Below are 23,510 nucleotides of genomic sequence, written 5' to 3'. Positions count from 1 at the left end.
GTCACTGCTGGTACGGTGCCGCCGCGGCCTTGGCGGCGGTGACGAACGCGCCCTTGTTCTTCGGCCAGAACGTGCTGTCGACGCAGGTGTAGCGCGGCAGGAAACCGCCGCAGGTGCCGCTCGAGCTGCCCACCTCGAACGTCACGCTCGCGACGCCGAGTTCGCCGTAGGTGAAGTCGTCCGTCGTGCCGGTGGTGTCGTAGCCGACGGTCTCCTCGTTCGTGCCGACGAGGTAGCCGTTCGACGCGGCCATCTTCGCGCCGTACTTGCGGTACTGCGCGTCGTTCGGCGAGGTGGCCTGGGTGAAGCCCCACGGGATGATGATGTCGTTGCCGTAGCTGTGCAGCGTGATCATCGTGCCCGTGGCGGTCGACGGCGCCGGGTCGTTGTTGCCCGTGCCGCGCTGGTCCGGGAAGATCGCGCGGGCCAGCTTCTCCAGCGCCTGCACCTCGGGTTCGGACCCCGCGCTCACGCCCTGGTAGGTCTCGGAGCAGGCCGAGTTGGAGTCGCCGCCCCACTTGAACGTCGAGTTGCGGTTGAGGTCGACGCCGATGCTCGTGCCGGTGCAGCTGCCGCGGGAGTTGTTCGCGTTCTTGCGCTGCAGCTTCGGCGAGTTCCCGCCGGAGGCGACGATGTCGACGCCGTCGGGGTTGGCGATCGGCACGACCCACACCTCGGTGGTGTCCAGAATGGACTTCGCGGTGGCGTCGGTGGCGTAGCCGTCGGCGAGGTAGTCGATCCAGCGCCAGGCGAGCTCGCCGGTCGACAGCTCGCGCGCGTGGATCTGGCCCATCAGGAGGAACTTCGGCTTCTTCGACGTCGTCGAGAGCGTGCAGTCGCCGGTCTGCTTCTTCGTCAGGCAGATGGCCTGGATGTCGTGCCCGCCCTGGCCCTTCGTCTTCTTCCACGACTGGCCGATCGTGTACTTCGTGGCCAGGTCGGGGTGCGCCGAGGCGACCTGCGAGAGGTGGTTCTCGTGCGCGGTGACGGTCCGGTAACCGCCGTAGTAGGTGTCGGCCGCGAGCTTGTTCGTCTCGGCGGGCAGTGCCTTGTAGACGGTGTCGAAGAAGGAGGGCCGGTAGCCGAGCGCCCGCAGCTTCGCGGCGACGGCCCGCCCGCCGACGACGTTGACGCTGACGGCGTCGTCCCCCTCTTCGACGTCGAACCCGGCTTCGGTCAGCGCCTGCGCCTGGGCGGCGGTGGCCGGGACGCGCCAGAACACGGGCGTGTCGGCCGCCTGCGCCGTGGCCGTGCCGCCGATCAGGGAGGTGAGCAGGATCCCGGACGCCGCAAGGGCGAGCCGGGACAGGGACCTTGACGCCATCGGGGGATCTCCTCACGCCGCACGGATGGAGTCCGGTCGGAACCCGTGGTCACCGTACCGGCACGCACAGTGTGTCGGCCCGACGTAAACGGGCCACACCCCCGAAAGTCGCGAAACCGCCCGAGCGCCCCAATGTGGCGTTCGGTGCGTCCAGCGCACCCAATGTGGCGTTCGGTGCGTCTGACGCAACCAACGCCACATTGGGGCGCTTGGGGCGCGCTACTTCTTCAGGCCGTGTTCGATCGCTTCGATGATGCGCGGCCGCAGCTCGGCCGCCGAGATGATCGCGTCGACCGAGCCGACCTCGACCGCGCGCTGGATGCTGTGCACCCGGTCGAACTCCGCGGCCACCTCGCTCACCTTCTCCGCGCGGACCGCCGACTGGACCTCCGCCAGCTGGGCGTTGAGCGCGGCCCGGGCCGCGCCATTCGCCGCCGCCACCTGGGACTGCAGCTCCGTCACGCGCGGGTCGTTCGCCGTGCGGTTGTTCACCTCGCCGGCGAACACCACCGCCGCCGCCGGGGCGCCGCCCAGCACCGAGGCGAACGAGCCTTCCAGGGCCAGCACCGTCATGTTCGGGTTCAACGCCTTGGAGAACACCACGAACGCGCCGCCGTGGTAGCGCGAGATCACGGTGAACACGATCGGGCCCTCGAAGTTGACGATCGCCCGGCCGATCTCCGCGCCGTACTCCAGCTGCAGCTTGCGCAGCGACTCCGGCGAGCCGTCGAAGCCCGACAGGTTCGCCAGCACCACCAGCGGCCGGTTGCCCGACGCCGCGTTGATCGCCCGCGCCGTCTTCTTCGACGACCGCGGGAACAGCGTGCCCGCGGTGTAGGTGTCCGGGCCGTCGGTGGGCGGGAAGCCGCGGCGGGGGACCGACCGCGACTCGATGCCGACCAGGCAGACCGGGCGGCCGCCGATGTGCACGTCCTGTACCGCCGCGGTGTCGGCGTCGGCCATGCCCGCCCAGCGCTCCAGCACCGGGTGGTCCTGGTCGGACAGCGCGCGCATCACCGTGCGGATGTCGAACGGCTTCTTGCGGTCCGGGTTGTGCTCGGCCGAGAAGATCTCGCCGACGGTCGTGAAGTCGCTGCCGACGATCGCGTGCGGGTACGCCGAGACGTCCCGGTCGACCGGGTCGCTCGTGCCCACCTTCCGCGGCCCGGCCTCGCCCGGCACCACGTACGTGTGGTCGTAGTACGACATCAGGACTTGCCGCGCGGCCGGCAGGTTCGGCGCCCAGTACTGCGCCTGGCCGTTCGGGCCCATGACGCGGTCGTAGCCGCCGATGCCGAAGTTGTCCTCGGCCGACACGCCACCCGAGAAGTCGAGCGCCTGCTTGCCGGTGAGCACCATCGCCGAGTCCGGCGTCATCACCAGGATGCCCTTGGTGTGCATGAGCATCGTGGCTTCGGCGTTCCAGTACGGCTGGGCGCCGACGTTGATGCCGTTGACGACGATGTTGATCTCGCCGCCGTCCTGGGTGAACGTGACGATCCGCTTGAGCGCCGCGGCGACCCAGTCCATGTTCTCGGTGCCCGAGGTCATCGAAATCCGCGCGCCCGAGGACAGCGCGAACCACTCCAGCGGCACCTGCATCCGCTCGGCCAGGTCGAGCGCCGCGATGACGCGCGAGCACTCCGGCTCCGACAGCGCACCGAGGGACTTCGTCGGGTCGCCGAGCAGCACGACCCGGGTGACGCCCTCGGGGTGGCGCTCGGTCGGCGTGGTGACGACACCCGCCACGATCGCCGCGCTGTTCTTGCCCTTCGGCCGGTCGACCGGGACCAGCACGCCCGAGTCGTCCAGGTCGTGTTCGGTGAACGTGCCCTCCGGGCCGGCGAGCAGGCCGGTGAGCTCGTACGGGTAGACGTTCCCGCGCCGCGCCGCGCGCAGCACCTTCAGGCGGTAGTCGTCGTGCGGCTTGACCGGCTCGGCCGTCGGCGCCTCGACGTGCAGCCGCGCGCCCTGGCCGGGGTCGAGGGTGATCCGGACGGCGAGCTCGGTGAGCTTGCCCGCGTCCGTGCGCCGCCGCGCCAGGAACTGGACCTCCTCGAGCCCCGCGCCCACCGACGTCGGCAGGATGCGCTGGACGAGGGTGTTGAGCTCCTCGGTGGTCAGGTCGGTCGGCGGCCAGACGTACATCATGATCCGGTTCGTGTCGAACCGCTTGTGCTGCGGCCGCTGCGCCTGGATGTTGCGGATCGCGTCGAGGCAGGCGGTGACCGCGTCCTCGAGCGCGGGCAGCGCGACCAGGCGTCCGTCGGCTTCGCGCAGCGGCGTCAGGTCGCGGACCTGGCCCATCGCGATCAGCCGCTCGTCGGCCGGGTTGGTCTTCGCCACGGCCTTGAACAGGTAGATCTCCTCGTCCGCCGACGGCAGGCGGGTGAGGTCGAACTCGCGCAGCCGCTGCAGCTGCAGGCGCTGGGCGATCTGCGGGTGCAGGCCGCGGATGAGCCGGTCTTCGGTGAAGCCGTCCCCTTCGCGCTCGTAGGTGAAGTGGTGGTGCATCACCGCGCCGCCGGTGCCGGCCACGGTGACCACGACCCGGCGGACGCCCGCCGGCAGCGGGGTGCCGGCCAGCAGGGTGCCGAGCTGCTCCGCGGTCGCGTCGACGTCCGGCTGGTCCTCCCAGCGCAGGTACAGGTCGGCGACCACGCCTTCGGTGGCCACCTCGCCCAGTGCACGCAGGGCGTCGGGCAGCTCGGCGATGTCGGCGGCCGTGGTGACCAGCGGCAGCACGCCTTCGGGGGTGTTGAGCTCGGCGGTCAGCCAGCGGTGCCCGCCGGCGTCGCGGACGGCGACCCCGGACAGCCGGCGGTTGCCGTAGTAGCGGCGGGTCAGCACTTCCAGCAGCGGCGCGTGGTCGCGGCCCGGCCGCCCGATCCGCTGCCCGATCAGCCGCACCAGCGGCTGGGAGCCGGTGATCATCGCCTGGATCCGCTCGGCGCGGTCCGGCGCGTCCGGGTGCTGGTCGAGGTAGGTCAGCTCGGTGCGGACGGCGGCGTAGACGCGGGCGCGGTTGCGGCGCAGCAGCGGCTGGGCGAACCAGCGGAAGACCACGCCGCGGGCCAGGTCGGACACCGCGGGGAAGCGCACCTGCGTGGCCTCGACGACGTGCTCCAGGACGAGCCCGGCGCGCTGGCTCAGCGCCTCGGCCGGCGGCGCGCCGGTGAGCCACTGCCGCAGCAGCTCCGACACGACCGCGACGTCGGCCGCGGTCCGCTGCTGGGCCAGGAAGATCCGGAAGACCGCGGCCTCCAGCTCCGGCGTGCGCTCCAGGTCTTCGACGCCGTAGTGCGCGAGCACGCGCTTCAGCTTCGCCTGGAAGCCTTCGCTGACCCCGGCGCGTTCGACGTCGAGGCTCTGCAGGTAGCTGTGGAAGAACTCGCGCGGGCTGTGCACCGCGCCGTTCGGCACGGTGTCCTCGCCGCCCGGGGTGTTGCGGCTCAGCTCGGACAGGTCGGCGAAGACGGTGAGCAGCTCCAGCTCGCCTTCGACCGGCCGGTTGCCCAGCTCGGAGCGCGCTTCGAGGTAGGTCGCGACGAGCCGCTTGCGCTCGGCCGGGTCGACGTCGAAGCCGAGCAGCAGGCTGCGGAGGTCCTGCAGGCCGCGTTCGACGCGCTCGGCCGCGGAGACGCCGTCCGGCACCGTCGGCAGCTCGATCTCGACGGTCTCGGTCTCGTCGGCCGCCTCCTCGGCGGCGTCGTCCGCCAGCGGTTCCAGGCGCATCAGCGGCGCGCCGGTCTCGACCTGGCTGCCGACCGACACCGGGCATTCGCGGACACGGGCGCGGAACGGCGCGCGCAGCACCGTCTCCATCTTCATGCTCTCCAGCACGAGGATCGGCGCGTTCGCCTCGACCTCGTCGCCGACCGCGAGGGGAGTGGCGACGACCAGCGCGGGCGCGGGGGAGCGGACGACGCCGCCCTCGTCGCGGCTGATGCGGTGGGTGACGCCGTCGACCTCGACGAGGTGGATCGGGCCGTGCGTGGCCGCGACCAGCCGGAAGCGCCGCCCGTTGACGAGGATCTGGCCGCTGTGGGCGTCGAAGCGGTCGATCTCGATGTCGGCGTGGTGCACGTCGGACGCGCCGGCCGAGACGCCGACGCGGAAGCGGCTGCGGCCGGCGCGGGCGACGGAGACGCGGTAGCCGACGCCGCGGAGCTTGAGGTCGAGCGGGCGGCCGCTCTCGTGCTGGACCTGCGGGCGGCCGCCGTGCGCGGTGGACAGCAGGCGCTGGACGGACACCTCTTCTTCGTCCTGGTAGGCCTCGATGGCGGCCGCGGCGAGGGCGATCGCGGAGTGCCGGTGGGTGACCAGCCGGCCTTCGGCGCGGACGCGGTCGATCCAGCCGGTGTCGGCGCTGGCGTCGATCACCTCGGGCTGGTCGAGCAGGTCGAGCACGAAGCTCTTGTTGGTCGCGCCGCCCTCGATGATGACGGTGGTCTCGGCCATCGCGCGGCGCAGCCGGCCCAGCGCCTCGTCGCGGTCGCGGCCGTAGGCGATGATCTTCGCGATCATCGAGTCGAAGTCGGCCGGGATCGTGTCGCCCTCGCTGACGCCGGTGTCGACGCGGATGCCGGGGCCGGCGGGCAGCGCCAGCCGGGCGATGCGGCCGGGGGAGGGCGCGAAGTCGCGGTCGGGGTCTTCGGCGTTCAGGCGCGCCTCGACGGCGTGGCCGAGCTCGGCGGGCTGGGTGCCTTCGAGCTTGCCGCCGCCTGCCACGTGCAGCTGCAGCTTGACCAGGTCGGTGCCGGTGGTGATCTCGGTGATCGGGTGTTCGACCTGCAGGCGGGTGTTGACCTCGAGGAAGGCGAACAGCTTCTCGCCGGGGTGGTAGAGGAACTCGACGGTGCACGCGCCGCGGTAGCCGACGGCCACCGCCAGCCGCTCGGCCGACGCCTTCAGCTCCGCGGCCTGCGCCGGCGCGAGGACCGGGGACGCGGACTCCTCGATGATCTTCTGGTTGCGCCGCTGCACCGAGCAGTCGCGGACGCCGAGCGCCCACGCCGTCGCGCCGTCGGAGATGACCTGGACCTCGACGTGCCGGGCGCCGGTGACCAGGCGCTCGAGGAACACGACGCCGGAGCCGAATGCGCGCAGCGCCTCGGAGCTGGTGCGCTCGTAGGCGTCGGCGAGGTCCTCGCCGGAGGCGACCATGCGGATGCCGCGCCCGCCGCCGCCCGCGGTGGCCTTGAGCATCAGCGGGTAGCCGATCTGCTCGCCCGCCTTGAGCGCGTCTTCGAGGGTGGCGACCTCGCCGCGGCTCCACGGCGCGACCGGCACGCCGACCTCTTCGGCGATCAGCTTCGCGCCGATCTTGTCGCCGAGCTTGCGCATCGCGTCGGCGCTCGGCCCGACGAAGGTGACGCCGACCTTCTCGCACAGCTCGGCGAAGGCCGGGTCCTCGGCCACGAAGCCCCAGCCGACCCAGGCGGCGTCGGCCTTCGTCTCGACCAGTGCCTGCTCCAGCTTGGCCAGGTCGAGGTACGGGCGGGCGGACGCCGGGCCCAGGTCGTAGGCCAGGTCGGCCTCGCGGACGAACGTGGCGGTGCGGTCGGCGTCGGTGTAGAGGGCGACCGTCTCGATGCGCTGCCCGGTCTCCGCCGACAGATCCCGGACGGCGTGGATGAGCCGCATGGCGGCCTCTCCGCGGTTGACGATGGCGACACGACTGAACACCGGATGAGCCTCCCAAGTACCCCACGCACAGCAGGCGACGTACCCGTCCTGGACGTCGCCTGCACTTGTCTACACCCTGGTGGATGACGATGGGGGAGACCAATGTCCGCCATGGCGCATGCCGGGGCGGCTGAGTTGTGGGGACCCGACAAAAAGCGACCCGCACCACACCGCCTGGACCGGCTTTCACGCGAGGTCTGCCACAAAGACCCCTACAACGGGGCAAACAGGGGATGGCGCGCAAGCGTCAAGATGCGAGCAGGACGTCCGACTCGAGGACCTGGCCCAGTTCGCGGCGTTCGGCGTCCGAAAGCGGGACGGCGGCGACCTCGCAGCGGCCGTCGGGCCCGGGTGCGGTGGTGATCGCCAGCACCGGCCGCCCGTCGATCTCGCGCAGCGTGACGCGGCCACCGCAGGACAGGTCGACGGTGACGCCGGGGCGATCGCGATGCCTGCCCAGCCAGCGGCTGACGAAATCGAAGGTCATCGTGGTCTCCCCTCGGTCCGGTGCACTCCCCCTGGAGTACAAGTGCCCCTCGGGAGTGCCCCGGATACCCCGGGTTTACACCCGAACGGGCGAAACGGCGGGCCGGCACCCCCCGACGCGGTGCCGGCCCGCCGCTGTTTCCGGTGGTCAGCGCAGCGGCGCCTCCAGCACGTACCGCTTGGCCAGCCCCGCGCCGCAGTCCACCTCGACGGTCCGCCGGACGACCGGGGCGCCGTCGTCGCCGCGCAGCGCGTACCCGACCGCCGTCGAGTCCGGGATCGTGCGGACCTCGGCGGGGACCCGGCCGCCCGCGGAGAGCCGGCGCAGCAGCCGCTGCAGCGGGGCGTCGAGCACCTCGTCCACAGTGGACGGATCGCGGGCGGCGTCGCCGGCCGACGGCGGCGCGACGGGCGCGCCCTCGCCCAGCCGCTCGACCTCGCGGGTGGCGTCGACGACCGTCGTCACCGTGCCGGCGCCGTCGATGCCGACCCGTACCTCGCCGAGGCCGGGCGTGACGACCGGGTGGCCGTCGACCAGCTGCGTGAACACGACGTGGGTTTCGCGCACGCGCGGGTCGGCGATCTCCTCGGCCGTGCCACCGGCGTGGTACTGGTGGCGCACCTTGTCCGCGACCAGGTCGACGCGGTCGGCCAGGCCGAACGTCTCGACGGCGTCCTGGGCGATCCGGACCGCTTCGTCCGCGCTCGGCGCGTCCCGGCCGGTGCCGTCGGCGTCGGCGAAGGTGATCTCGCGGACGCCGCGGTGGTCGACGCGCAGGCTCGGCCCGTCCTGGCCGTCACCCAGCACGATGCCGTGCGGGCCCAGCGCGTCCTCGGGCACCCCGCCGCCGAGCCGCACGCCGTAGTGGCCGGCCAGCTCGGCCAGCCGCGACGGCGAAAGCCGCTGCGGCGCGAACCGGGCGGTCTGCGCGGAGCCGGGCAGCTCCAGCCGCGGCGCCCGGATGCTCTTGGCGGCGTCGTACCAGGTCCACCACCACCAGTTCTTCGACGCGGCGGCGGTCTGGAAGGTCCCTTCGTTCCACAGCCGATCCTGCGCTTCGGCCTGCGTGGCCCCGCACGCGACGACCGAGGGCGCCTGGTGGTGGTCGATGTCCCACGACGCGTCCAGCCAGGCCTTGCTGAACTTGTGGCCGTTGCCGTTCCACTTGCTGAAGAAGTAGGCGCCGTAGTGCGGGCTGTCGACGCTGGTCGTCTCGAAGCCGAAGATCATCCGCAGGCCGAGGTTGGCCGCGTTCCACGTGCGGATCGGGCTGTGGCCGCCGCCGATGCGCAGCGAGAGGCAGGTGGAGAAGAACAGGTAGCGCGCGACCTCGTTGCCCAGCCGCATGTCGGCCGAGTTCGCCCAGGCCGAACCGCCCCAGGTGCCGCCCATGGGCATCGAGAAGACGCCGTTTCCGTCCATCGTGCCGTGTCCCGAGTGGTACTCGGCGACGCAGGCGTCGAAGCCGTAGGTGCCCTGCCAGTCGTCGTACTGCTCGCCGTAGATCCACGACAGCACGCCACCGTCGGTGTACCAGAAGTTCGGCGCGGTGAACTGCTTGACGTAATTGTAGAAACCGCCCGCGTCATCGTGGGTGTAGCGAAGATCGGTGATGCCGGGCGGAAAGTCCTCGATGGAGCAGACACCGTACCGGTTGGCACCCCGATCGGCGGCCACCCCGGTCCCGGCGAACGGATCAGCCGAGGTCAGCCCCCGCGCGGCCGCGGGTGTACCCGGTGGCGCGGTGACCACGCCGTTCTTGAGCAGTGCCATGATTCCTCCCCGTGGGTGGCAGAATGCAGCGATCGGACGGTAGCCGTCAAAGCGGTGAAAACAATCGGATACATCTTTTTGCCACACCTTCAGCGCAATTTTTTCAGTGCTGCACCGATTCCGTGGGCCGTTTTTGCGCGGGGCGGGGATCCGGTCATCCGGCACCGGCCACAGTGGACAGCTCGCGGGGAGGTGCGCACGGGGTCCGGCCCGCGCCAGGATGACGGGATGAAACTGGGGCAGGTGGCGTCGGCCGCGCGCCGGATCTTCTCCGCCCGGCTCGTCTACGGCGAACCGGTCGAACGCGACGGAACCATCGTGATCCCCGCCGCGGCCGTTTTCGGGGGCGGGGGTGGCGGCGGTGACGACACCGGTGCGCTGCCCGTGCGGGAGGGCGCCGGCTTCGGTGTGCTGGCCCGGCCCGTCGGCGCCTTCGTCGTCCGGGACGGCGTTGTCACCTGGGTGCCGGCCGTCGACGTCACGCGGCTCGGGCTGGCTGCCGCGCTCGGCGTTGTCGCGCTCGCGAAGATCTTCGCGAAGCGCGGCTGACGCTGCCGAAAGTTCACCGCCGGTTCGTGTCCGTGTTCGCCCGGCGCGCCTAGCGTCGGATGCGGAGGTGCGCATGAGTGACTTCGGGCGGCGGACATTGCTGCGAGCAGGAGGAACGGCGGTGGCGGCGGCCGCCGGGTTGCTGCCCGGCGTGGCGTTCGCCGCCCAGCCGGGCGGCACCAGCCGGACACACACCGTCACCGGCACGCTGAGACCGGACGTGCCGGACTGGTACTACCTGCCCGTCGACGTCCCGCGCGGCGTGCGGCAGATCGACGTCGTGTACTCCTACGACAAGCCACCGGTGCCCGCCGGGACCCGCGGGAACGCCTGCGACATCGGCATCTTCGGCCCCGAAGGCCACGAACTCGGCAACGCGCGCGGCTTCCGCGGCTGGTCCGGCGGCTTTCGCGACCGCTTCTCGATCAGCGCGTCCGAGGCCACGCCCGGCTACCTCGCCGGCCCGATCACCCCCGGCCGGTGGCACGTCATCCTCGGTCCGTACACCGTCGCGCCGCAGGGCCTGAACTACCGGGTGGACATCACGCTCACCTTCGGCCCCGACGGCGTGCCGTTCAAGCCGGACCCGGCGCCGGAAACCGCGCCCGCCCGTGAGCGCGGCCGCGCCTGGTACCGCGGCGACAGCCACCTGCACACCGTCCACTCCGACGGCCGCCGGACGCCGGAGCAGCTCGTCGCCGACGCGCGGGCCGCCGGACTCGACTTCATCGTCTCCACCGAGCACAACACCTCCAGCTCACAGCTGGTCTGGGGCGACCACGCCACCGACGACCTGCTGATCCTCAACGGCGAAGAGGTGACGACCCGGTCCGGGCACTGGCCCGCGATCGGCCTGCCCGCCGGCACCTGGATCGACTGGCGCTACCGCGCGGCCGACCCGCGGGACTTCCGGCGCTTCACCGACCAGGTGCACCGCGCCGGCGGCCTGGTCACCGCGGCGCACCCGTTCGCCAACTGCTTCGGCTGCACCTACGAATTCGCCTACGAGCTCGCCGACCTCGTCGAGGTCTGGAACGGCCCGTGGACCCAGGACGACGAGGCGAGTGTCGTCCACTGGGACGGGCTGCTGCGCGGCGGCCGCTTCATCCCGGCGATCGGCGACTCCGACGCGCACAACCCGGACCAGCGCGTCGCCCTGCCGCACACCGTCGTGCTCGCCGACCGGCTGCGCCGCCGGGAACTGCTGGCCGGGCTGAAAGCGGGACACTCCTGGCTGGCGGAGTCGGCGGCCGTGCACCTCGACTTCACGGTCTCCGGCGGCGGCACGAGCGCGGGCATCGGCGAACGGCTCGCCGGCGGCACCGGGACACCCGTCACGGTCAAGGCGGTCGTCGCCGGCGTGCCGGGGACGACGGTGACGTTCCTCGACCAGCTCGGCCCGGAACACACCGAGCCGATCGGCGACTCCGGCGCGGCCACGGTCACCTGGACGACCTACCCCCGGTACAGCCGGTGGGTGCGCGTCGAGGTCCGCCGCCCGTCCGGTGGCCCGAACACGACGGTGCCGAACGCCATGGTGGCGATGTCCAACCCGATCTTCCTCGGCGCCCCGCACTGAACCCCGGCCGGTGCCCCGCGTCCTCCCATTGGGCAGACTGGTGCGAACGGGTGACGGGGAGGCAGGGTGCGCGGTTGTGGCCTGAAGCTGGCCATCGTGCTGGGTGCGGTGATCGTGCTGGTCGCAGGGATCGTCGTGGTGGTGGCGTACACGCGCGGCTCGGTGAAGACGCCGGGGTGCACGGTGGCGCTGCCGGGGGACGGCGCCGCCGCCTACACCTTCACCCCGGAGCAGATGAACAACGCCGCGACGATCTCGGCGGTCGGCACCAAGATGGGCCTGCCCGCCCACGCCGCGACGGTCGCGCTCGCGACGGTGCTGCAGGAGTCGAAGCTGCGCAACCTCGAGGGCGGTGACCGCGACTCGGTCGGGCTGTTCCAGCAGCGGCCCAGCCAGGGCTGGGGCACCATCGCGCAGCTGCGCGACCCCGTCTACGCGGCGACGGAGTTCTACGAGAAGCTCGAGAAGCTGGAGAACTGGGACACGCTGCCGATCACCGAAGCGGCGCAGGCGGTCCAGCGGTCCGGCCACCCGGACGCGTACGCGCAGTGGGAACCGCAGTCCCGCGCCATGGCGGCGGCGTTCAACGGCCAGTTCCCGGCCGCGCTGACCTGCCGCAACCTGACCCTGGCGGCGCCCGCGGACGTGGCGACGGCGGCGACGGCGGAGCTGGGCACGTCCCGCCTGAGCGGCCCGCACCCGGCCGCGCAGGGCTGGACGTACGCGACCTGGCTGGTGGCCCGCGCGGAGGCGCTGGGGGTGGACAAGGTGAGCTTCGCCGGCCGGACCTGGACGGCCGAGTCGGGCGCCTGGGCCGAGGACTCCGCCGCCGGTCAGAACCTGGCGTTCCACCAGACCGCCGCGGCCCAGGCCGGCGAGTAGCCCCCGGCCCATGCGCCCCAATGTGGCGTTCGGTGCGTTGGACGCACCCAATGTGGCGTTCGGTGCGTTGGATGCACCCAATGTGGCGTTCGGTGCGTTCAACGCAACCAACGCCACATTGGGGCGCTCGGGCTCAGCGGGTCGCGGCGGCCCAGCGGACCGCCGGGCCCATCGCCCAGCCCGCGCCCAGGAACACCAGGCCCAGCACGAGCCAGCCCGCGAAGCCCCCGCCGATCACCACCGTGCTCAGCAGCGCCGGGCCCACCGCGCGGGCCACCGAGACGCCGCTGCCGAAGAAGCCCTGGTACTCGCCCTGCTTGTCCGCCGGGGCCAGCGCGAAGCCGATCTCCCACGAGCCCGCCGACTGCAGCATTTCGCCGAGCACCTGCACCAGCGCGCCGGCCACGAGCACCGCGAACGCCACTGCCGGTGACGTCCCCAGCGCCGACAGCGCGAACGCCACGCAGGACGCCAGGAGCACCCCGCCCGACCGGCGCACCATCCGCGCCGCCGCCTCGAGCGAGGCGAGGCGACCGGCCACGCGGACCTGCAGGAGCACCACCACGACCGTGTTGAGCACGAACAACGCCGACACCGTCCAGCCCGGCGCCGCCGTGTGGTCGACGATCCACAGCGGGATCGCGACGCTCAGCAGCGGCATGCGCAGCAGGAGGATCGCGTTGAGCAGCGTCACCAGCGCGTAGGGCCGGTCGCGCAGCACGGCGGACTTCGGCGCTCCCGGGCGCGCGAAGGTCCGGGGGACACGGGGGAGCGCGTGCAGCAACGCCGCCGTCACGACGAAGGCCGCCGCGTCGAGGGCGAAGACCGTCAGGTACGCCGATGCCGTGTCGACCGACAGTGCGAGGCCGCCCAGCCCGGCGCCGACGGCGAGGCCCGCGTTGCCCGCGGACTGCAGGTGCGCCCGGACGCGCGTGCGCCGCTCCGGGTCGGCGAGCGCGGCCAGCAGCGCCTGGCGGACCGCGGCCAGCCCGGTCTGGCAGCTGCCGTAGACGCACGCGGCCAGCACGAACGCCACCGGCGAGCGGACGACGAGGAACGCGAGGATCGCCGTGGCCGTCGCCAGTGCCAGCAGCACCGCCGAGCCGCGGGCGCCGTGGCGGTCGGCGAGGTGCCCGAGCGGCACGCCCGCGACCGAGCCCACCGCCCAGCCGAGCGTCAGCCCGAGCCCGACCTGCGCCGGTGTCAGGCCCGCGATCCGGGTGAAGAACAGCACCGAGCAAGTCAGGAACGCCCCGTCGCCGAGCGAGCCGACGAGCTGGGCGGCCGCGAGCAGCCGGCCGGCGGACCGGGTCCGCGGACGATCGGGAAGCCGGTCGAGTAGCACTGTCATGGGACGTACGTTAGAACGCGCTTTGGCCCGATCCCAGATCCAATTCCGAACACATGAATTGGGCCAATGTAGGGTCGCGGGATGGACTTCCACGTCAGCCTGGCGGGCCGCGGCGACCTCAGCGCCCGCATCTACCGCCAGCTGCGTGACGCCGTGCTGGACGGCAGGCTGCGCGCGGGGGAGCGGCTGCCGCCGACGCGGGAGCTGGCGCGGCGGCTGGCCGTCTCGCGCAACACCGTCGCGGTCGCCTACGACCGCCTCACCGCCGACGGCTTCCTCGCCGGCCGCGTCGGCGCCGGCACGTACGTCTGCGCGGAGCTCCCGCCGAAGCCGCGCAAAGCCCCCGCACAACGCGGTCCGCAGCCGAAGGCGGTGTGGCGGTCAGTGCCGGCGCCGGCCGCCGCGGCACCGGAACCGGTGTTCGACTTCCGCGTCGGCATCCCCGACGCCGCGCTGTTCCCCCTGGACACCTGGCGGCGCCTGCTCGCGCGGGAACTGCGGGACACCGCCGGGTTCGCGCACTACGCCGAGCCCGGCGGCCACCCCGGCCTGCGCGCGGCGATCGCCCGGCACGTCGGCGTCTCCCGGTCGGTGCGGGCCGATGCCGACGACGTGCTCGTCACCCAGGGCGCCCAGCAGGCACTGGACCTGCTGTGCCGCGTGCTGCTCGAACCCGGCGACCGGGTCGCCGTCGAGGAACCGGGCTACCGGATGGCGAGGTTGCTCTTCGCCTCGCACGGCGCCGAAGTCGTCGGCGTGCCGGTGGACGGCGAAGGCCTCGACGTCGCCGCGCTGCCTTCGCGCGCGAAGCTGGTGTACGTCACGCCGTCGCACCAGTTCCCGCTCGGCACCCCGATGTCCCTCGCCCGGCGCACGGCCCTGCTGGCGTGGGCGGAGCGGGCCGGCGCGGTCGTCGTCGAGGACGACTACGACAGCGAGTTCCGGTTCTCCGACCGTCCCCTGGAACCGCTGCAGAGCCTGGACCGCGACGGGCGCGTGGCCTACGTCGGATCGTTCTCGAAGACGCTGCTTCCCATGCTGCGCCTGGGTTTCCTGATCGCCCCGGCGTCACTGCGCGACGCGGTGCACCACGCCCGCCGGCTGTCCGGCTGGCACGGCGAGCTGCCCGCGCAGGCCGCGTTGGCCCGGTTCGTCGACGAGGGCCTGTTCGCCCGCCACCTCCGCCGCGCGACGAAGGTGTACGCGGACCGCCACGAGCGCATCACGGCGACCCTGGAGCGGGTGTTCGCCGGCCGCCTGAGCGTGGTCCCGTCGGCGGCGGGCCTGCACCTGTGCGCCCTGGCCGCCGACGAGACGGACCTGGAGCCGATAGCGGCCCGCGCGGCCGAGGCCGGAGCGGCGATCCAGACGCTGTCGGACCTCTGCGGCGGTTTCCCACGCCAGGGCGTGGTCCTCGGCTACGGCTCGATCCCCTCGGCGAGCATCGACGCCGGGCTCGCGGTGCTGGACGCGGCCTGGGGCTCGGCGTAGTGGTCCGCCCGCCGCCGCGCGGCGATGAGGAGGCCGCCGGTGCAGGTGGCCGCCGCCGTTGTCAGGATCGCCAGCCAGCCGTGGCGGAAGGCCGCCAGGTCCGGTGTGCCGGCGAAGACCGCGATCAGCACCGCCGTGCCCAGGACCGTGCCGATCTGCCGGGCCGTGTTCACCATCGACGAACCCGCGCCCCAGCGGGACGGCGGCAGGACCGTGCCGACCACGCCCGAAAGGCTCGGCATGATCAGGCCGACGCCGAGGCCTGTCAGCAGCTGGCCCGGCAGCATCGATGCCGCGTAGTCGGGCACCGATCCCATGCGCAGCAGCCAGATCAGCACGCCGGCCCCGAACGCGACACCGCCGAGGGCGACCATCGGGCCCGGGCCGAAGCGGTGGACGAACCGGCCGCCGAGGACCGAAACCCCGACCACCACCAGCGGCCCCGGCGCCAGTGACAGCCCGGCCACCAGGATCGAGTCGTGCCAGACCGACGTCAGGAACAGCACGTTGCCGAACAGCATCGCCGCGAACCCGGCGGCGAACACCCCGGTCGTCAGGCAGGCCAGCCACAGCGTCGGGACGCGCAGGGCAGGCAGGTCCAGCACCGGGACCGGGTGCCGCGCCGAGCGCAGCGGGACCCAGGTCAGCGCGACGGCGGCCACCGCGAACGCCAGCAGCACCGGCCGCGCGCCCCAGCCGCGGTCGGACGCCTCGACCAGCGCGTACGCCAGCGCGCCGACGCCCACCAGCAGGCCGGCCGAGCCGAGGACGTCCGGGACGCCGCTGGAGCTGTCCCGCGACTCGCGCAGCACGCGCGGCCCGGCCAGCAGCGTCACCGCGCAGATCGGCAGGTTGACCAGGAACACCCAGCGCCAGGACGCCTCGACGAGCAGGCCGCCGAACGGCGGGCCGAGCGCCGCGGCCGCCGCGCCCACCGACGCCCAGACGCCGACCGCCACCGGACGCCGGTGCGGCGGGAACGCCGTCAGCAGCAGCGCCAGTGACGTCGGCATGACGAGCGCGGCCCCGATCGCCTGCACCGCGCGGAAGGCGACCAGCACGCCGATCGACGGCGCCGCCGCGCAGGCGGCCGAAGCCAGGGTGAACACCGCCACGCCGGCGAGGAACAGCCGGCGGCGGCCGTACCGGTCGGCCAGCCGCCCGGCCGGGGCGAGGCAGGCGGCGAACAGCACCGTGTAGCCGTTGAGCACCCACGAGAGGGTCGCCAGGTCGTCGCCGGGGAACGCGGCCCGGATGCCGGGGAAGGCGATCGTGACGATGAACGTGTCCAGGCTCGCCAGGAACGCGGCCGTCGAGACGACGAGCAGCACGACGCCGGGCTTCGGCGGGGCGTGGGTCATGGTCCTCCTAGGTTCAGTAAAGCAACCTAGCTGGACCGAGTGGGTCTCAACAAGAGACTCAGGCGGCAGTGAGCTCCTCGGCGCGGGCCTTCAGCGCCGCCAGGGTGTGCTCGATCGACGTGACGTTGTAGCCGGGACGGTCGGCGCGGCCGGTGACGCGCGGCCCCATGAACTTCCGCACCACCCAGCTGCCGATCCGGTACCAGTTCTCGGTGACGACGCAGCCGTCCGGCGCCGGCGCCAGCACGTACTCCCACCGCGAGACGCGCGAGCCGAACGGCGTGCGCACGTCGAAGGCGAACCGGCGGTCCGGCTCGAAGGCGACCACCCGCACCCGCGTCCACCACTGCAGCCGGCCGTTGCGGTTGCGGCCGCGGAACCGCGCGCCGAGGGCGGGCCCGGTGCCGTCGAGCCAGCGGCCGCCGACGTTCTCCGGGCTCAGCTCGCCCATCCGCGGCAGGTCGGTGACCCACGACCACACCGTGCCGGGGTCGGCGGAGACGGTCACACTGCGCGAAATCGTCGGTTCCACGCCCCGACGGTGACAGCGCCGGGCGCGGCCGGGCAAGGCGTGGGAGCGGAGTCCGCAGCCGAGGAGAGCAGGTCCCGGAAACCCGGCGGGTTGCGAAGCCGTCGTTCTGGGTATTCCCCGCGCGCGGAGGGAACGAGGAATCCCGCGACACGGAGGGTGCGGTGGTCAGCGTGATCCCGATCGAAGTGGTGGGGATGGCCGTCCCGGTCCCCGGCGAGGCGCCCTTGATGCTGCTGCGCGAGCCGGAGGGCGCCCGGCGCTGGCTGGCGATCATGATCGGGTACGGCGAGGCCGAGGCCCTCGTGCGGGCGCGGGAACAGATCGCGCAGCCGCGCCCGGGCACCATCGAGCTGCTCGGCGACGTGCTCGCGGCGTTCGGCCAGGGCCTCGCCGCGGTGGAGCTGACCGAGGTGCGGGACGGCATCTTCTACGCCGATCTCGTGCTCGCGTCCGGCACCCGCGTGTCGGCCCGCCCGAGCGACGCGGTCGCGCTCGGCCTGCGCCAGGGCGCGCCCATCCGCGTCGCCGAAGAGGTGCTGGACGTCGCGTCGGTGCAGCTCGAGGTGGAGCAGGAGACCGAGGGCCCGGCCGCCGACGTGCTCGACGCCGAAGCCGAGGTCGAACGCTTCCGCGCCGAGCTCGACGGCCTGCGGCCCGAGGACTTCGACGACCTGGAGTAGAGCCTGCCCGCTCAGCCCGCGGCGCGCGCTTCCGCAGGGCGGCCGTAGGCGCCGCCGTCGTTGCTGCGCTGCAGGAGACCTTCGTCGACGAGGTAGCGCCGCAGTGTCGCGTGGTCGTCGTGGACCATCGAGAGCTTCTCGCGGACGTCCTGCTCCGTGTACAGCCGGCCCGGCTCGAAGCGCTCGGCGAGGTAGGCCAGCACCAGCTGCCGCCGCTTGCCCGAGTGCGGGATCGAGACGAGCCGGCCGTGCCGGAACAGCGCGTCGAGCGGGTCGACCGGGGCCTTGGCCAGCGCGTCGCGGAACACCGACGGCACGGCCCGGTAGCGGCCGCCGGCCTCGGCGACGAGTCCCGCGTCGACGAGCCGCTTGGCGAGCTTGGCCGAAGCGTGGGACGCCTCGAGCCCGTCGGGGGCGGTGCAGATGCGGGCGAAGAGCTGCAGCCGGTCTTCGTCCGCGAGTGCGGAGACCAGCGCTTCCGGTACGGCCATGGTCTGCGACCGTACCCGGGCTCGCCCCGGGGGTGAACCGGGTTTCCGGCGGCCGGTAGGTTGCCCGGCGTGCCCCGTCCGACCGTGCCGGTGACCGTGCCCGAGGCGGTGCTGCGCACGTCGATCGTCGAGCGGCTGTTCGCTCGCGCCGGCGACGAGCGTCCGCTGTTCACCCACCAGGACCACCGCCACGGCGTGGAACACACGCTGACGTGGGCGGACTTCGCCGCCCGGGTCCGCGTGGTGGCGGGCGAGCTGCGCCGGGTGGCCGCGCCGGGGGAGCGCATCGCGATCCTTGCCGGCCAGGAGCTCGCCTACCCCCTCGCCTTCTTCGGCGCGCTGGCCGCCGGCCTGATCGCCGTTCCCCTGATGGTGCCCGCGAACCCCGCACAGGCCGACCGGCTCGCCGGGGTGCTGGCCGATTCGGGCGCGCGGCTGTGGCTGACGTCGTCGGCGGAGGTGGCGCGCCTGCCCGCGCACGAGCACGTCGTGGTGGTCGACGAGCTCACCGGGCCCGGCGCCGACCCGGTGCCGGTGACGCCGGACAGCCCGGCCTACCTCCAGTACACCTCCGGGTCGACGCGCGAGCCGGCCGGTGCGGTGATCCCGCACCGCGCGATCGTCGCCGCCTGCTGGCAGGGCAGCCTCGCCTACGCCGTCGACGAGGGCACCACCTGCGCCGGCTGGATCCCGTTCTTCCACGACATGGGCCTGATCCAGCTGCTGTGCCTGCCGGTCTTCGCCGGCGGGCGCGCGGTGTTCATGGCCCCGGCGGAGTTCGTGCACTCCCCGGTGCGGTGGCTGCGGCAGCTCGCGCGGTACCCGGCGGTGTTCACCGCCGCGCCGAACTTCGCCTACGACCTCGCCGCCGACACCGACACCGGCGAAGACCTCGACCTCAGCGGAGTCCGGGTCGCGCTCAACGGCAGCGAACCCGTCCGGCCCCGCACGATCGAGCGGTTCCACGCGGTGTTCGGGCCGCGCGGTTTCCCGCGTGCGGCGCACCGGCCGTCCTACGGGCTCGCCGAAGCCACCGTGTACGTCGCGAGTGCGGACGAAGAAGGGCCGCGAAGCGCGGTGTTCGACCGCGAAGCCCTCGCGCAGGGCCGGGCCGTGGAAACCGAAGGCGGCCAGGAACTCGTGTCGGTGGGCCGTCCGGTCGGGCAGCTCGTCCGGGTCGTCCACGACGGCCGGGAGCAGCCTGACGGCGAGGTCGGCGAAATCTGGGTGCACGGCCCGAACGTCGCCGACGGCTACTGGGGCCGCGGCGACGCCACCGCGTTCGGGGCCACGCTCGACGGCCTCGGCGGCTGGCTGCGCACCGGCGACCTCGGCGTCGTGCACCGCGGCGACCTGTACGTCACCGGACGGCTCAAGGACCTCATCGTCATCGACGGCCGCAACTTCCACCCGCAGGACATCGAAGCGGCGGCGGGGGAAGCCCATCCCGCGGTGCGCCGCGACCGCGTCGCCGCGTTCGGCGTGTCCGACGACGACGGCGAGGGCGCGGTGGTGGTGGCCGAGCGGGCCCGCGGCGTCGAAGCCGACGACCGGGAGGTGCGCCGGGCGGTGCTGCGCGCGGTGTCGCGCGAGCACGGTCTCACGCTGCGCGCGGTACGTCTGGTCCCTTCCGGTGGCCTTCCGCGCACATCGAGCGGCAAGGTCGCCCGGTCCGCCGCGAAAGCACGTTATGGTGGCAACCGTGAGTGATCGCCGCGCCGAGGTCACGAAGGTCGTCTGTGACAGCTTCCGGCTCGACCCGGCTCTCGTCGAGCCCGACGCGCCCCTGGAGGAGCTGGGCATCGACTCGAAGGGCCGGATCAAGCTGCTGGCGGCGCTGGAGATCTACTACGGCGTGACGATCGACCTGGACCGGCTCGACCGGTTCACCGACGTGGGATCCGTGGCCGAAGTGCTGGCGGACGCACTGAGAAGTGAGGGGCGCTGACATGAGCGGCGGGGGGTACACCGCGACGACGGAAGCGTTGTCCGCGGCGGCCAAGACGATCGGCGACCTGGCGGAACACCTGCTGGACGACAACCCCGACCTGCAGACGGCGCAGGTGACGGCGGAGAAGTTCGGCCGGGCGCACGGTGCCCACGCGACCAAGTACACCGCCGGCGCGCAGGCGTTGTGGGCCGCGGTTTCCGGCTACAGCAGCACCCTCGGCTCGTTCGGCACCAACCTCGGCACCGCCGGGGCGAGCTACAGCGCCAACGAGGACAACCAGTCGGGCACGATCACCAACGCCGGGGGCGCGCTCTGATGGCGGAAAAGAAGAAGTGGTCCGACGTCAAGGCGCTGCTGGACGACCCGAGCGTGCCGCCGGCGCAGAAGAGCGCGCTGATCAGCAGCTGGCTGCGGGAAAACCCGCCACCGCCGCCGTTCCTGGCCGACCAGGAGCCCGACGAGATCAAGCAGAAGCGGGCCGAAGCCGGCAAGTACGCGGAGGCGTTCAACGCGAACCCGCTGTTCGCCGGCCAGTCGGTCGACGAGGCCTACGACAAGGCGAAGCAGAGCGGCGACCAGAACAGCTACAACGAGGACCAGGAGAAGAAGGCCGTCGACGACGGCAAGAAGAAGCTCGACGAGACGAAGCCGCCCGCGGCCGACAGCGCCGGCAGCACGAGCGGCACCAAGACGTCCGACGAGATCTTCGACGCGGCCGCCCCGGCGCTGAAGCTGTTCGAGACGTTCGGCTCGCTGCTGGCGAAGCTCCCGCCCGACTGCCGCGGCAACACCCGCGCGCTCGACCTCGACAAGGACATCCGCACGCCGTTCGACGAGCAGCGCGGGATCAGCTTCGCGGACTTCGTCGCCGACGCCGGGCACTTCAAGCGCGGCGCGGAGACGGTGGACCGGACGCTGCAGGACACCGGCTCCCAGCTGGGCAGCCTGTACCAGAGCTGGAGCGGCGCGGGCGCGGACGCGGCGTCGGACACCTACAACGACAAGATCCAGCCGAAGGCGGCGAAGCTGTCCCAGACGCTCGGCACCGCGAGCGAGGCGACGCTGAGCACGGCCACGACGGTGTTCCAGCTGTGCAAGGGCAAGGCCGACGCGGTCATCGGGATGTACACCGACCTGGTCGGCAAGGCCGACTACCAGATGGCGCAGAAGGTCGTGGCGGTCGCCAACGGCGAGCACGGCAACGAGAAGGACCTGGCCCAGATCGCGGGCTGGATGGACCTGAACTTCGGCACGAACCTGGTCAAGACGCTCAACGACCAGGGCTGCTGCGACGGCGACGAGATCAAGAAGCACGGTCAGGACCTCGCCAAGCAGTGGGTGCAGAACCAGTTCAACCCCGACATGTGGGACCGGCTGTACCAGGGGTTCGTGAAGACCTGCAAAGACACGAAGGACCTCGTCGACCAGGCGTACGACGCGCTGGACAAGGTGATGGGCGGGGTGCGGAACGAGTTCGAGGGCGTTTCGCTGCCGGGTGGGCCCGGGTCGTCGGGTGGTGCTGGTTCGGCGGGTGGCGCTGGTTCGGCGGGTGGCGCTGGTTCGGCGGGTGGTAGCGGCGGCGGGGCCGGTGGTTCGGGTGCCGGGTTCGGCGGTGGTGCCGGTTCGGGCGGCTCGGGTGCGGGTGCGTTCGGTTCGGGCGGCTCGGGTTCGGGTGGTTCCGGTTCCGGTGGTCCGGGTGCGGGCGGGGCCGGCTTCGGGTCGGGGTCGGGAGCCGGCTCGGGTTCCGGGGCCGGGCCGGGTTCCGGTGGGCCGGTGCCGTCGATTCCCGAGACGGGTGCGGGGTCCGGCGCGCCGGGCGGGGGTGCGGGCGGCGGCTCGGGCACCGACCTGCCGAGCGGCGCGGGCGCGGGTACGGGCGGTGGCTCGGGCGCGGGTGGCGGCGGCTCGGTGCCGCCGATCCCGGAGGGGTCCACGCCGTCCGGCGGTGGTTCCGCAGGCGGTGGCTCGGGCTCGCCGGCGGGCCAGGACGACGGCGCGGCCGCGGCGGAAGCGGCCAAACAGCAGGCGGCCCAGGCGGCCGAGGCGGCGAAGAAGCAGGCCGCGGAGGCGTTGAACCAGTTCAGCGGCCCGGGCATCCAGACGGAGTCCGGCGCGGGCGCCGGCCTCGGCTCGGGTGGCGGGTCGGGCGGGGGTTCCGACAGCACGACACCGTCTTCGGTGCCGCCGCCCGACAGCGGCCAGGAGGCCGCCGAGGCGGCGAAGAAGAAGGCCGCGGACGCACTGAAGGAGTTCAGCGGCCCGGGCATCGAGACGGAGTCGGGCGACGACGCGGGCGGCCTGGGCGGAGCCCCCGGAACCGACGACGGCAAGGCGCTGAAGGACGTCGACGGCCCCGACGGCCTCCTCGGCGACGCCAAGGGCGACGACGAGCCGGAAGTCCTGAAGGTCAAGCAGGGCGACAAGACGTTCGAGATGACCGAGCCGGACGCCGACGGCAAGATGGACATCAAGGTCGGCGACGGCCCCGGCGACCCGAAGGACTTCAAGCTCGACTGGTCGGAAGCCACGCCCGCCGACGGTCCACAAGGGACGGACGCGGACACGTACCACCCCGGCCCGGACGGCAAGATCCACATCCGCGACGGCGACCTCGAGATCACGGCCGAGCGCCCCGACGGCCCGGACGGCCCCACGGTGGTGACGGTCGACGACGGCAAGGGCACCCCGACGACGTACACCCTGGGCGACGACGACAAACCGGCGGACGCCCTCGGCAGCACACCCGCCAAACGGCTCGACGACCTGCCGACCCACCGCGGAACCCTCGACGACCTCGCGGCGAACGACCCGTCCTCGCCCGGCAGCGAACCCGGCAGCGACTCCAGCACCCCGGGCGCCGGCGGCAGTTCCCACGTCAGCGGCTTTGCCGACCCGACCTCGCCGGGCAGCGGCTCGGATCACGCCGGCAGCGACGGCAAACCCGCCGGCGACCCGGCCTCACCGGGCGGCGGCGGCGCCCACTCCGCCCCCGCGGCGGCCGGCATCGGCGGCGGCGCCCACGCCGGCTTCTCCGGTGCCGGCTTCGAGCCCGCCGGCGGGGGACTCGGCGAAAGCCCCGTCTCCGGCGGTGCCCACACCGGGGCCGGCGGCGCCCATCCCCAGCCCGCGTTCGCGTCGGCCGCCGGGACGCCCGGCGCCGCCGGCGCGCCCGGCTCGTCGATGGCCGGCATGCCCGGCATGGGCGCGATGGGCGGCGCCGGTGCCCAAGGTGGCGGCGACACCGAACGCCGCGCGCCCGCCTACCGGATCGAAGGCGCCGTCTTCGACAACCTCGGTGAGCCCGGGCGGCGGATCATCGGCTCGCTCGACGACGAAGACCCGCCGTCCGCCCGGATCAGGTAGGAGCACGC

17 protein-coding genes are annotated in these 23,510 nt (G+C 73.0%); 9 read left to right on the top strand and 8 right to left on the bottom strand.

What is annotated here, in order from left to right; translation table 11 throughout:
- Position 1: 1 nt before the first annotated feature.
- From BLW76_RS28855 to BLW76_RS28840, 4 genes are all read right to left on the bottom strand, one after another.
- Positions 2 to 1,324, bottom strand: a complete 1,323-nt coding sequence (locus BLW76_RS28855; RefSeq protein WP_091313152.1) for a M14 family zinc carboxypeptidase — start codon at positions 1,322 to 1,324, stop codon at positions 2 to 4.
- 219 nt (positions 1,325 to 1,543) lie between these two features.
- Positions 1,544 to 7,012: an ATP-binding protein gene (locus BLW76_RS28850; RefSeq protein ID WP_091313150.1), complete on the bottom strand. Its 5,469-nt coding sequence runs from the start codon at positions 7,010 to 7,012 to the stop codon at positions 1,544 to 1,546.
- A gap of 247 nt (positions 7,013 to 7,259) precedes the next feature.
- Complete coding sequence (locus BLW76_RS28845; RefSeq protein WP_091313148.1) at positions 7,260 to 7,499, bottom strand: hypothetical protein; 240 nt, start codon at positions 7,497 to 7,499, stop codon at positions 7,260 to 7,262.
- Between the two features lie 147 nt (positions 7,500 to 7,646).
- On the bottom strand, positions 7,647 to 9,272 hold the full coding sequence (locus tag BLW76_RS28840; RefSeq protein ID WP_091313145.1) for a DUF6345 domain-containing protein: 1,626 nt from the start codon (positions 9,270 to 9,272) through the stop codon (positions 7,647 to 7,649).
- 228 nt (positions 9,273 to 9,500) lie between these two features.
- Between BLW76_RS28840 and BLW76_RS28835 the strand changes: the two genes are divergently transcribed.
- From BLW76_RS28835 to BLW76_RS28825, 3 genes are all read left to right on the top strand, one after another.
- Positions 9,501 to 9,821 (top strand): spore germination protein GerW family protein, encoded by a 321-nt coding sequence (locus BLW76_RS28835; protein WP_091313142.1) that lies wholly within the window; start codon positions 9,501 to 9,503, stop codon positions 9,819 to 9,821.
- A gap of 73 nt (positions 9,822 to 9,894) precedes the next feature.
- On the top strand, positions 9,895 to 11,400 hold the full coding sequence (locus BLW76_RS28830; RefSeq protein WP_244170349.1) for a CehA/McbA family metallohydrolase: 1,506 nt from the start codon (positions 9,895 to 9,897) through the stop codon (positions 11,398 to 11,400).
- Positions 11,401 to 11,466: 66 nt separating this feature from the next.
- Positions 11,467 to 12,282, top strand: a complete 816-nt coding sequence (locus BLW76_RS28825) for a hypothetical protein (RefSeq protein WP_244170348.1) — start codon at positions 11,467 to 11,469, stop codon at positions 12,280 to 12,282.
- A 133-nt stretch (positions 12,283 to 12,415) separates the two neighbouring features.
- Here the strand turns inward: BLW76_RS28825 and BLW76_RS28820 are convergent, their stop codons facing one another.
- Entirely contained in the window at positions 12,416 to 13,633 is a 1,218-nt protein-coding gene (locus tag BLW76_RS28820; RefSeq protein ID WP_091313135.1) for an MFS transporter, read from the bottom strand.
- Between the two features lie 81 nt (positions 13,634 to 13,714).
- Here BLW76_RS28820 and pdxR point away from each other — a divergent pair, with 81 nt between their 5' ends.
- Positions 13,715 to 15,124 carry a MocR-like pyridoxine biosynthesis transcription factor PdxR gene (gene pdxR / locus BLW76_RS28815; protein ID WP_091313132.1) on the top strand — a complete coding sequence of 470 codons (1,410 nt, stop codon included), beginning with the start codon at positions 13,715 to 13,717 and terminating at the stop codon, positions 15,122 to 15,124.
- On the opposite strand, the gene BLW76_RS28810 is transcribed toward pdxR, so the two are convergent.
- Complete coding sequence (locus BLW76_RS28810; protein ID WP_091313129.1) at positions 15,052 to 16,485, bottom strand: MFS transporter; 1,434 nt, start codon at positions 16,483 to 16,485, stop codon at positions 15,052 to 15,054. The genes pdxR and BLW76_RS28810 overlap by 73 nt on opposite strands.
- A gap of 58 nt (positions 16,486 to 16,543) precedes the next feature.
- Positions 16,544 to 17,017 (bottom strand): SRPBCC family protein, encoded by a 474-nt coding sequence (locus BLW76_RS28805; RefSeq protein WP_167384768.1) that lies wholly within the window; start codon positions 17,015 to 17,017, stop codon positions 16,544 to 16,546.
- Between the two features lie 161 nt (positions 17,018 to 17,178).
- Between BLW76_RS28805 and BLW76_RS28800 the strand changes: the two genes are divergently transcribed.
- On the top strand, positions 17,179 to 17,697 hold the full coding sequence (locus BLW76_RS28800; protein WP_091313126.1) for a bifunctional nuclease family protein: 519 nt from the start codon (positions 17,179 to 17,181) through the stop codon (positions 17,695 to 17,697).
- Between the two features lie 11 nt (positions 17,698 to 17,708).
- Here BLW76_RS28800 and BLW76_RS28795 read toward each other — a convergent pair whose 3' ends face one another.
- A complete protein-coding gene (locus tag BLW76_RS28795; protein ID WP_091313124.1) occupies positions 17,709 to 18,188 on the bottom strand; it encodes a DUF2087 domain-containing protein in 480 nt (159 codons plus the stop codon).
- Between the two features lie 69 nt (positions 18,189 to 18,257).
- On the opposite strand from BLW76_RS28795, the gene BLW76_RS28790 reads away from it, so the two are divergent.
- From BLW76_RS28790 to BLW76_RS28775, 4 genes are read left to right on the top strand one after another with little or no spacing between them, the layout of a single operon-like run.
- Positions 18,258 to 19,898 (top strand): fatty acyl-AMP ligase, encoded by a 1,641-nt coding sequence (locus BLW76_RS28790; RefSeq protein WP_091313122.1) that lies wholly within the window; start codon positions 18,258 to 18,260, stop codon positions 19,896 to 19,898.
- Positions 19,891 to 20,136, top strand: coding sequence for an acyl carrier protein (locus tag BLW76_RS28785; RefSeq protein ID WP_244170347.1), 246 nt, complete (start codon positions 19,891 to 19,893; stop codon positions 20,134 to 20,136). The genes BLW76_RS28790 and BLW76_RS28785 overlap by 8 nt, the downstream gene beginning before the upstream one ends.
- 1 nt (position 20,137) lies before the next feature.
- Entirely contained in the window at positions 20,138 to 20,455 is a 318-nt protein-coding gene (locus BLW76_RS28780) for a hypothetical protein (protein WP_091313117.1), read from the top strand.
- The gene (locus tag BLW76_RS28775) at positions 20,455 to 23,502 is read left to right on the top strand and encodes a WXG100 family type VII secretion target (RefSeq protein ID WP_091313115.1); all 3,048 of its coding nucleotides are present in this window, start codon (positions 20,455 to 20,457) and stop codon (positions 23,500 to 23,502) included. The genes BLW76_RS28780 and BLW76_RS28775 overlap by 1 nt, the downstream gene beginning before the upstream one ends.
- The last annotated feature ends 8 nt before the right edge of the window (positions 23,503 to 23,510 follow it).

It is taken from the genome of Amycolatopsis tolypomycina (assembly GCF_900105945.1).
Lineage (GTDB): Bacteria > Actinomycetota > Actinomycetes > Mycobacteriales > Pseudonocardiaceae > Amycolatopsis > Amycolatopsis tolypomycina.
Note: the sequence above shows the minus strand (reverse complement) of the source record. Positions and strands in the feature narration are given on the sequence as shown.

Bases quoted from the DNA above. Each gene is read 5' to 3' on its own strand.
- BLW76_RS28855 (WP_091313152.1), bottom strand. From the start codon at position 1,324: ATGGCGTCAAGGTCCCTGTCCCGGCTCGCCCTTGCGGCGTCCGGGATC.
- BLW76_RS28845 (WP_091313148.1), bottom strand. From the start codon at position 7,499: ATGACCTTCGATTTCGTCAGCCGCTGGCTGGGCAGGCATCGCGATCGC.
- BLW76_RS28840 (WP_091313145.1), bottom strand. From the start codon at position 9,272: ATGGCACTGCTCAAGAACGGCGTGGTCACCGCGCCACCGGGTACACCC.
- BLW76_RS28835 (WP_091313142.1), top strand. From the start codon at position 9,501: ATGAAACTGGGGCAGGTGGCGTCGGCCGCGCGCCGGATCTTCTCCGCC.
- BLW76_RS28830 (WP_244170349.1), top strand. From the start codon at position 9,895: ATGAGTGACTTCGGGCGGCGGACATTGCTGCGAGCAGGAGGAACGGCG.
- BLW76_RS28820 (WP_091313135.1), bottom strand. From the start codon at position 13,633: ATGACAGTGCTACTCGACCGGCTTCCCGATCGTCCGCGGACCCGGTCC.
- pdxR (WP_091313132.1), top strand. From the start codon at position 13,715: ATGGACTTCCACGTCAGCCTGGCGGGCCGCGGCGACCTCAGCGCCCGC.
- BLW76_RS28810 (WP_091313129.1), bottom strand. From the start codon at position 16,485: ATGACCCACGCCCCGCCGAAGCCCGGCGTCGTGCTGCTCGTCGTCTCG.
- BLW76_RS28795 (WP_091313124.1), bottom strand. From the start codon at position 18,188: ATGGCCGTACCGGAAGCGCTGGTCTCCGCACTCGCGGACGAAGACCGG.
- BLW76_RS28780 (WP_091313117.1), top strand. From the start codon at position 20,138: ATGAGCGGCGGGGGGTACACCGCGACGACGGAAGCGTTGTCCGCGGCG.
- BLW76_RS28775 (WP_091313115.1), top strand. From the start codon at position 20,455: ATGGCGGAAAAGAAGAAGTGGTCCGACGTCAAGGCGCTGCTGGACGAC.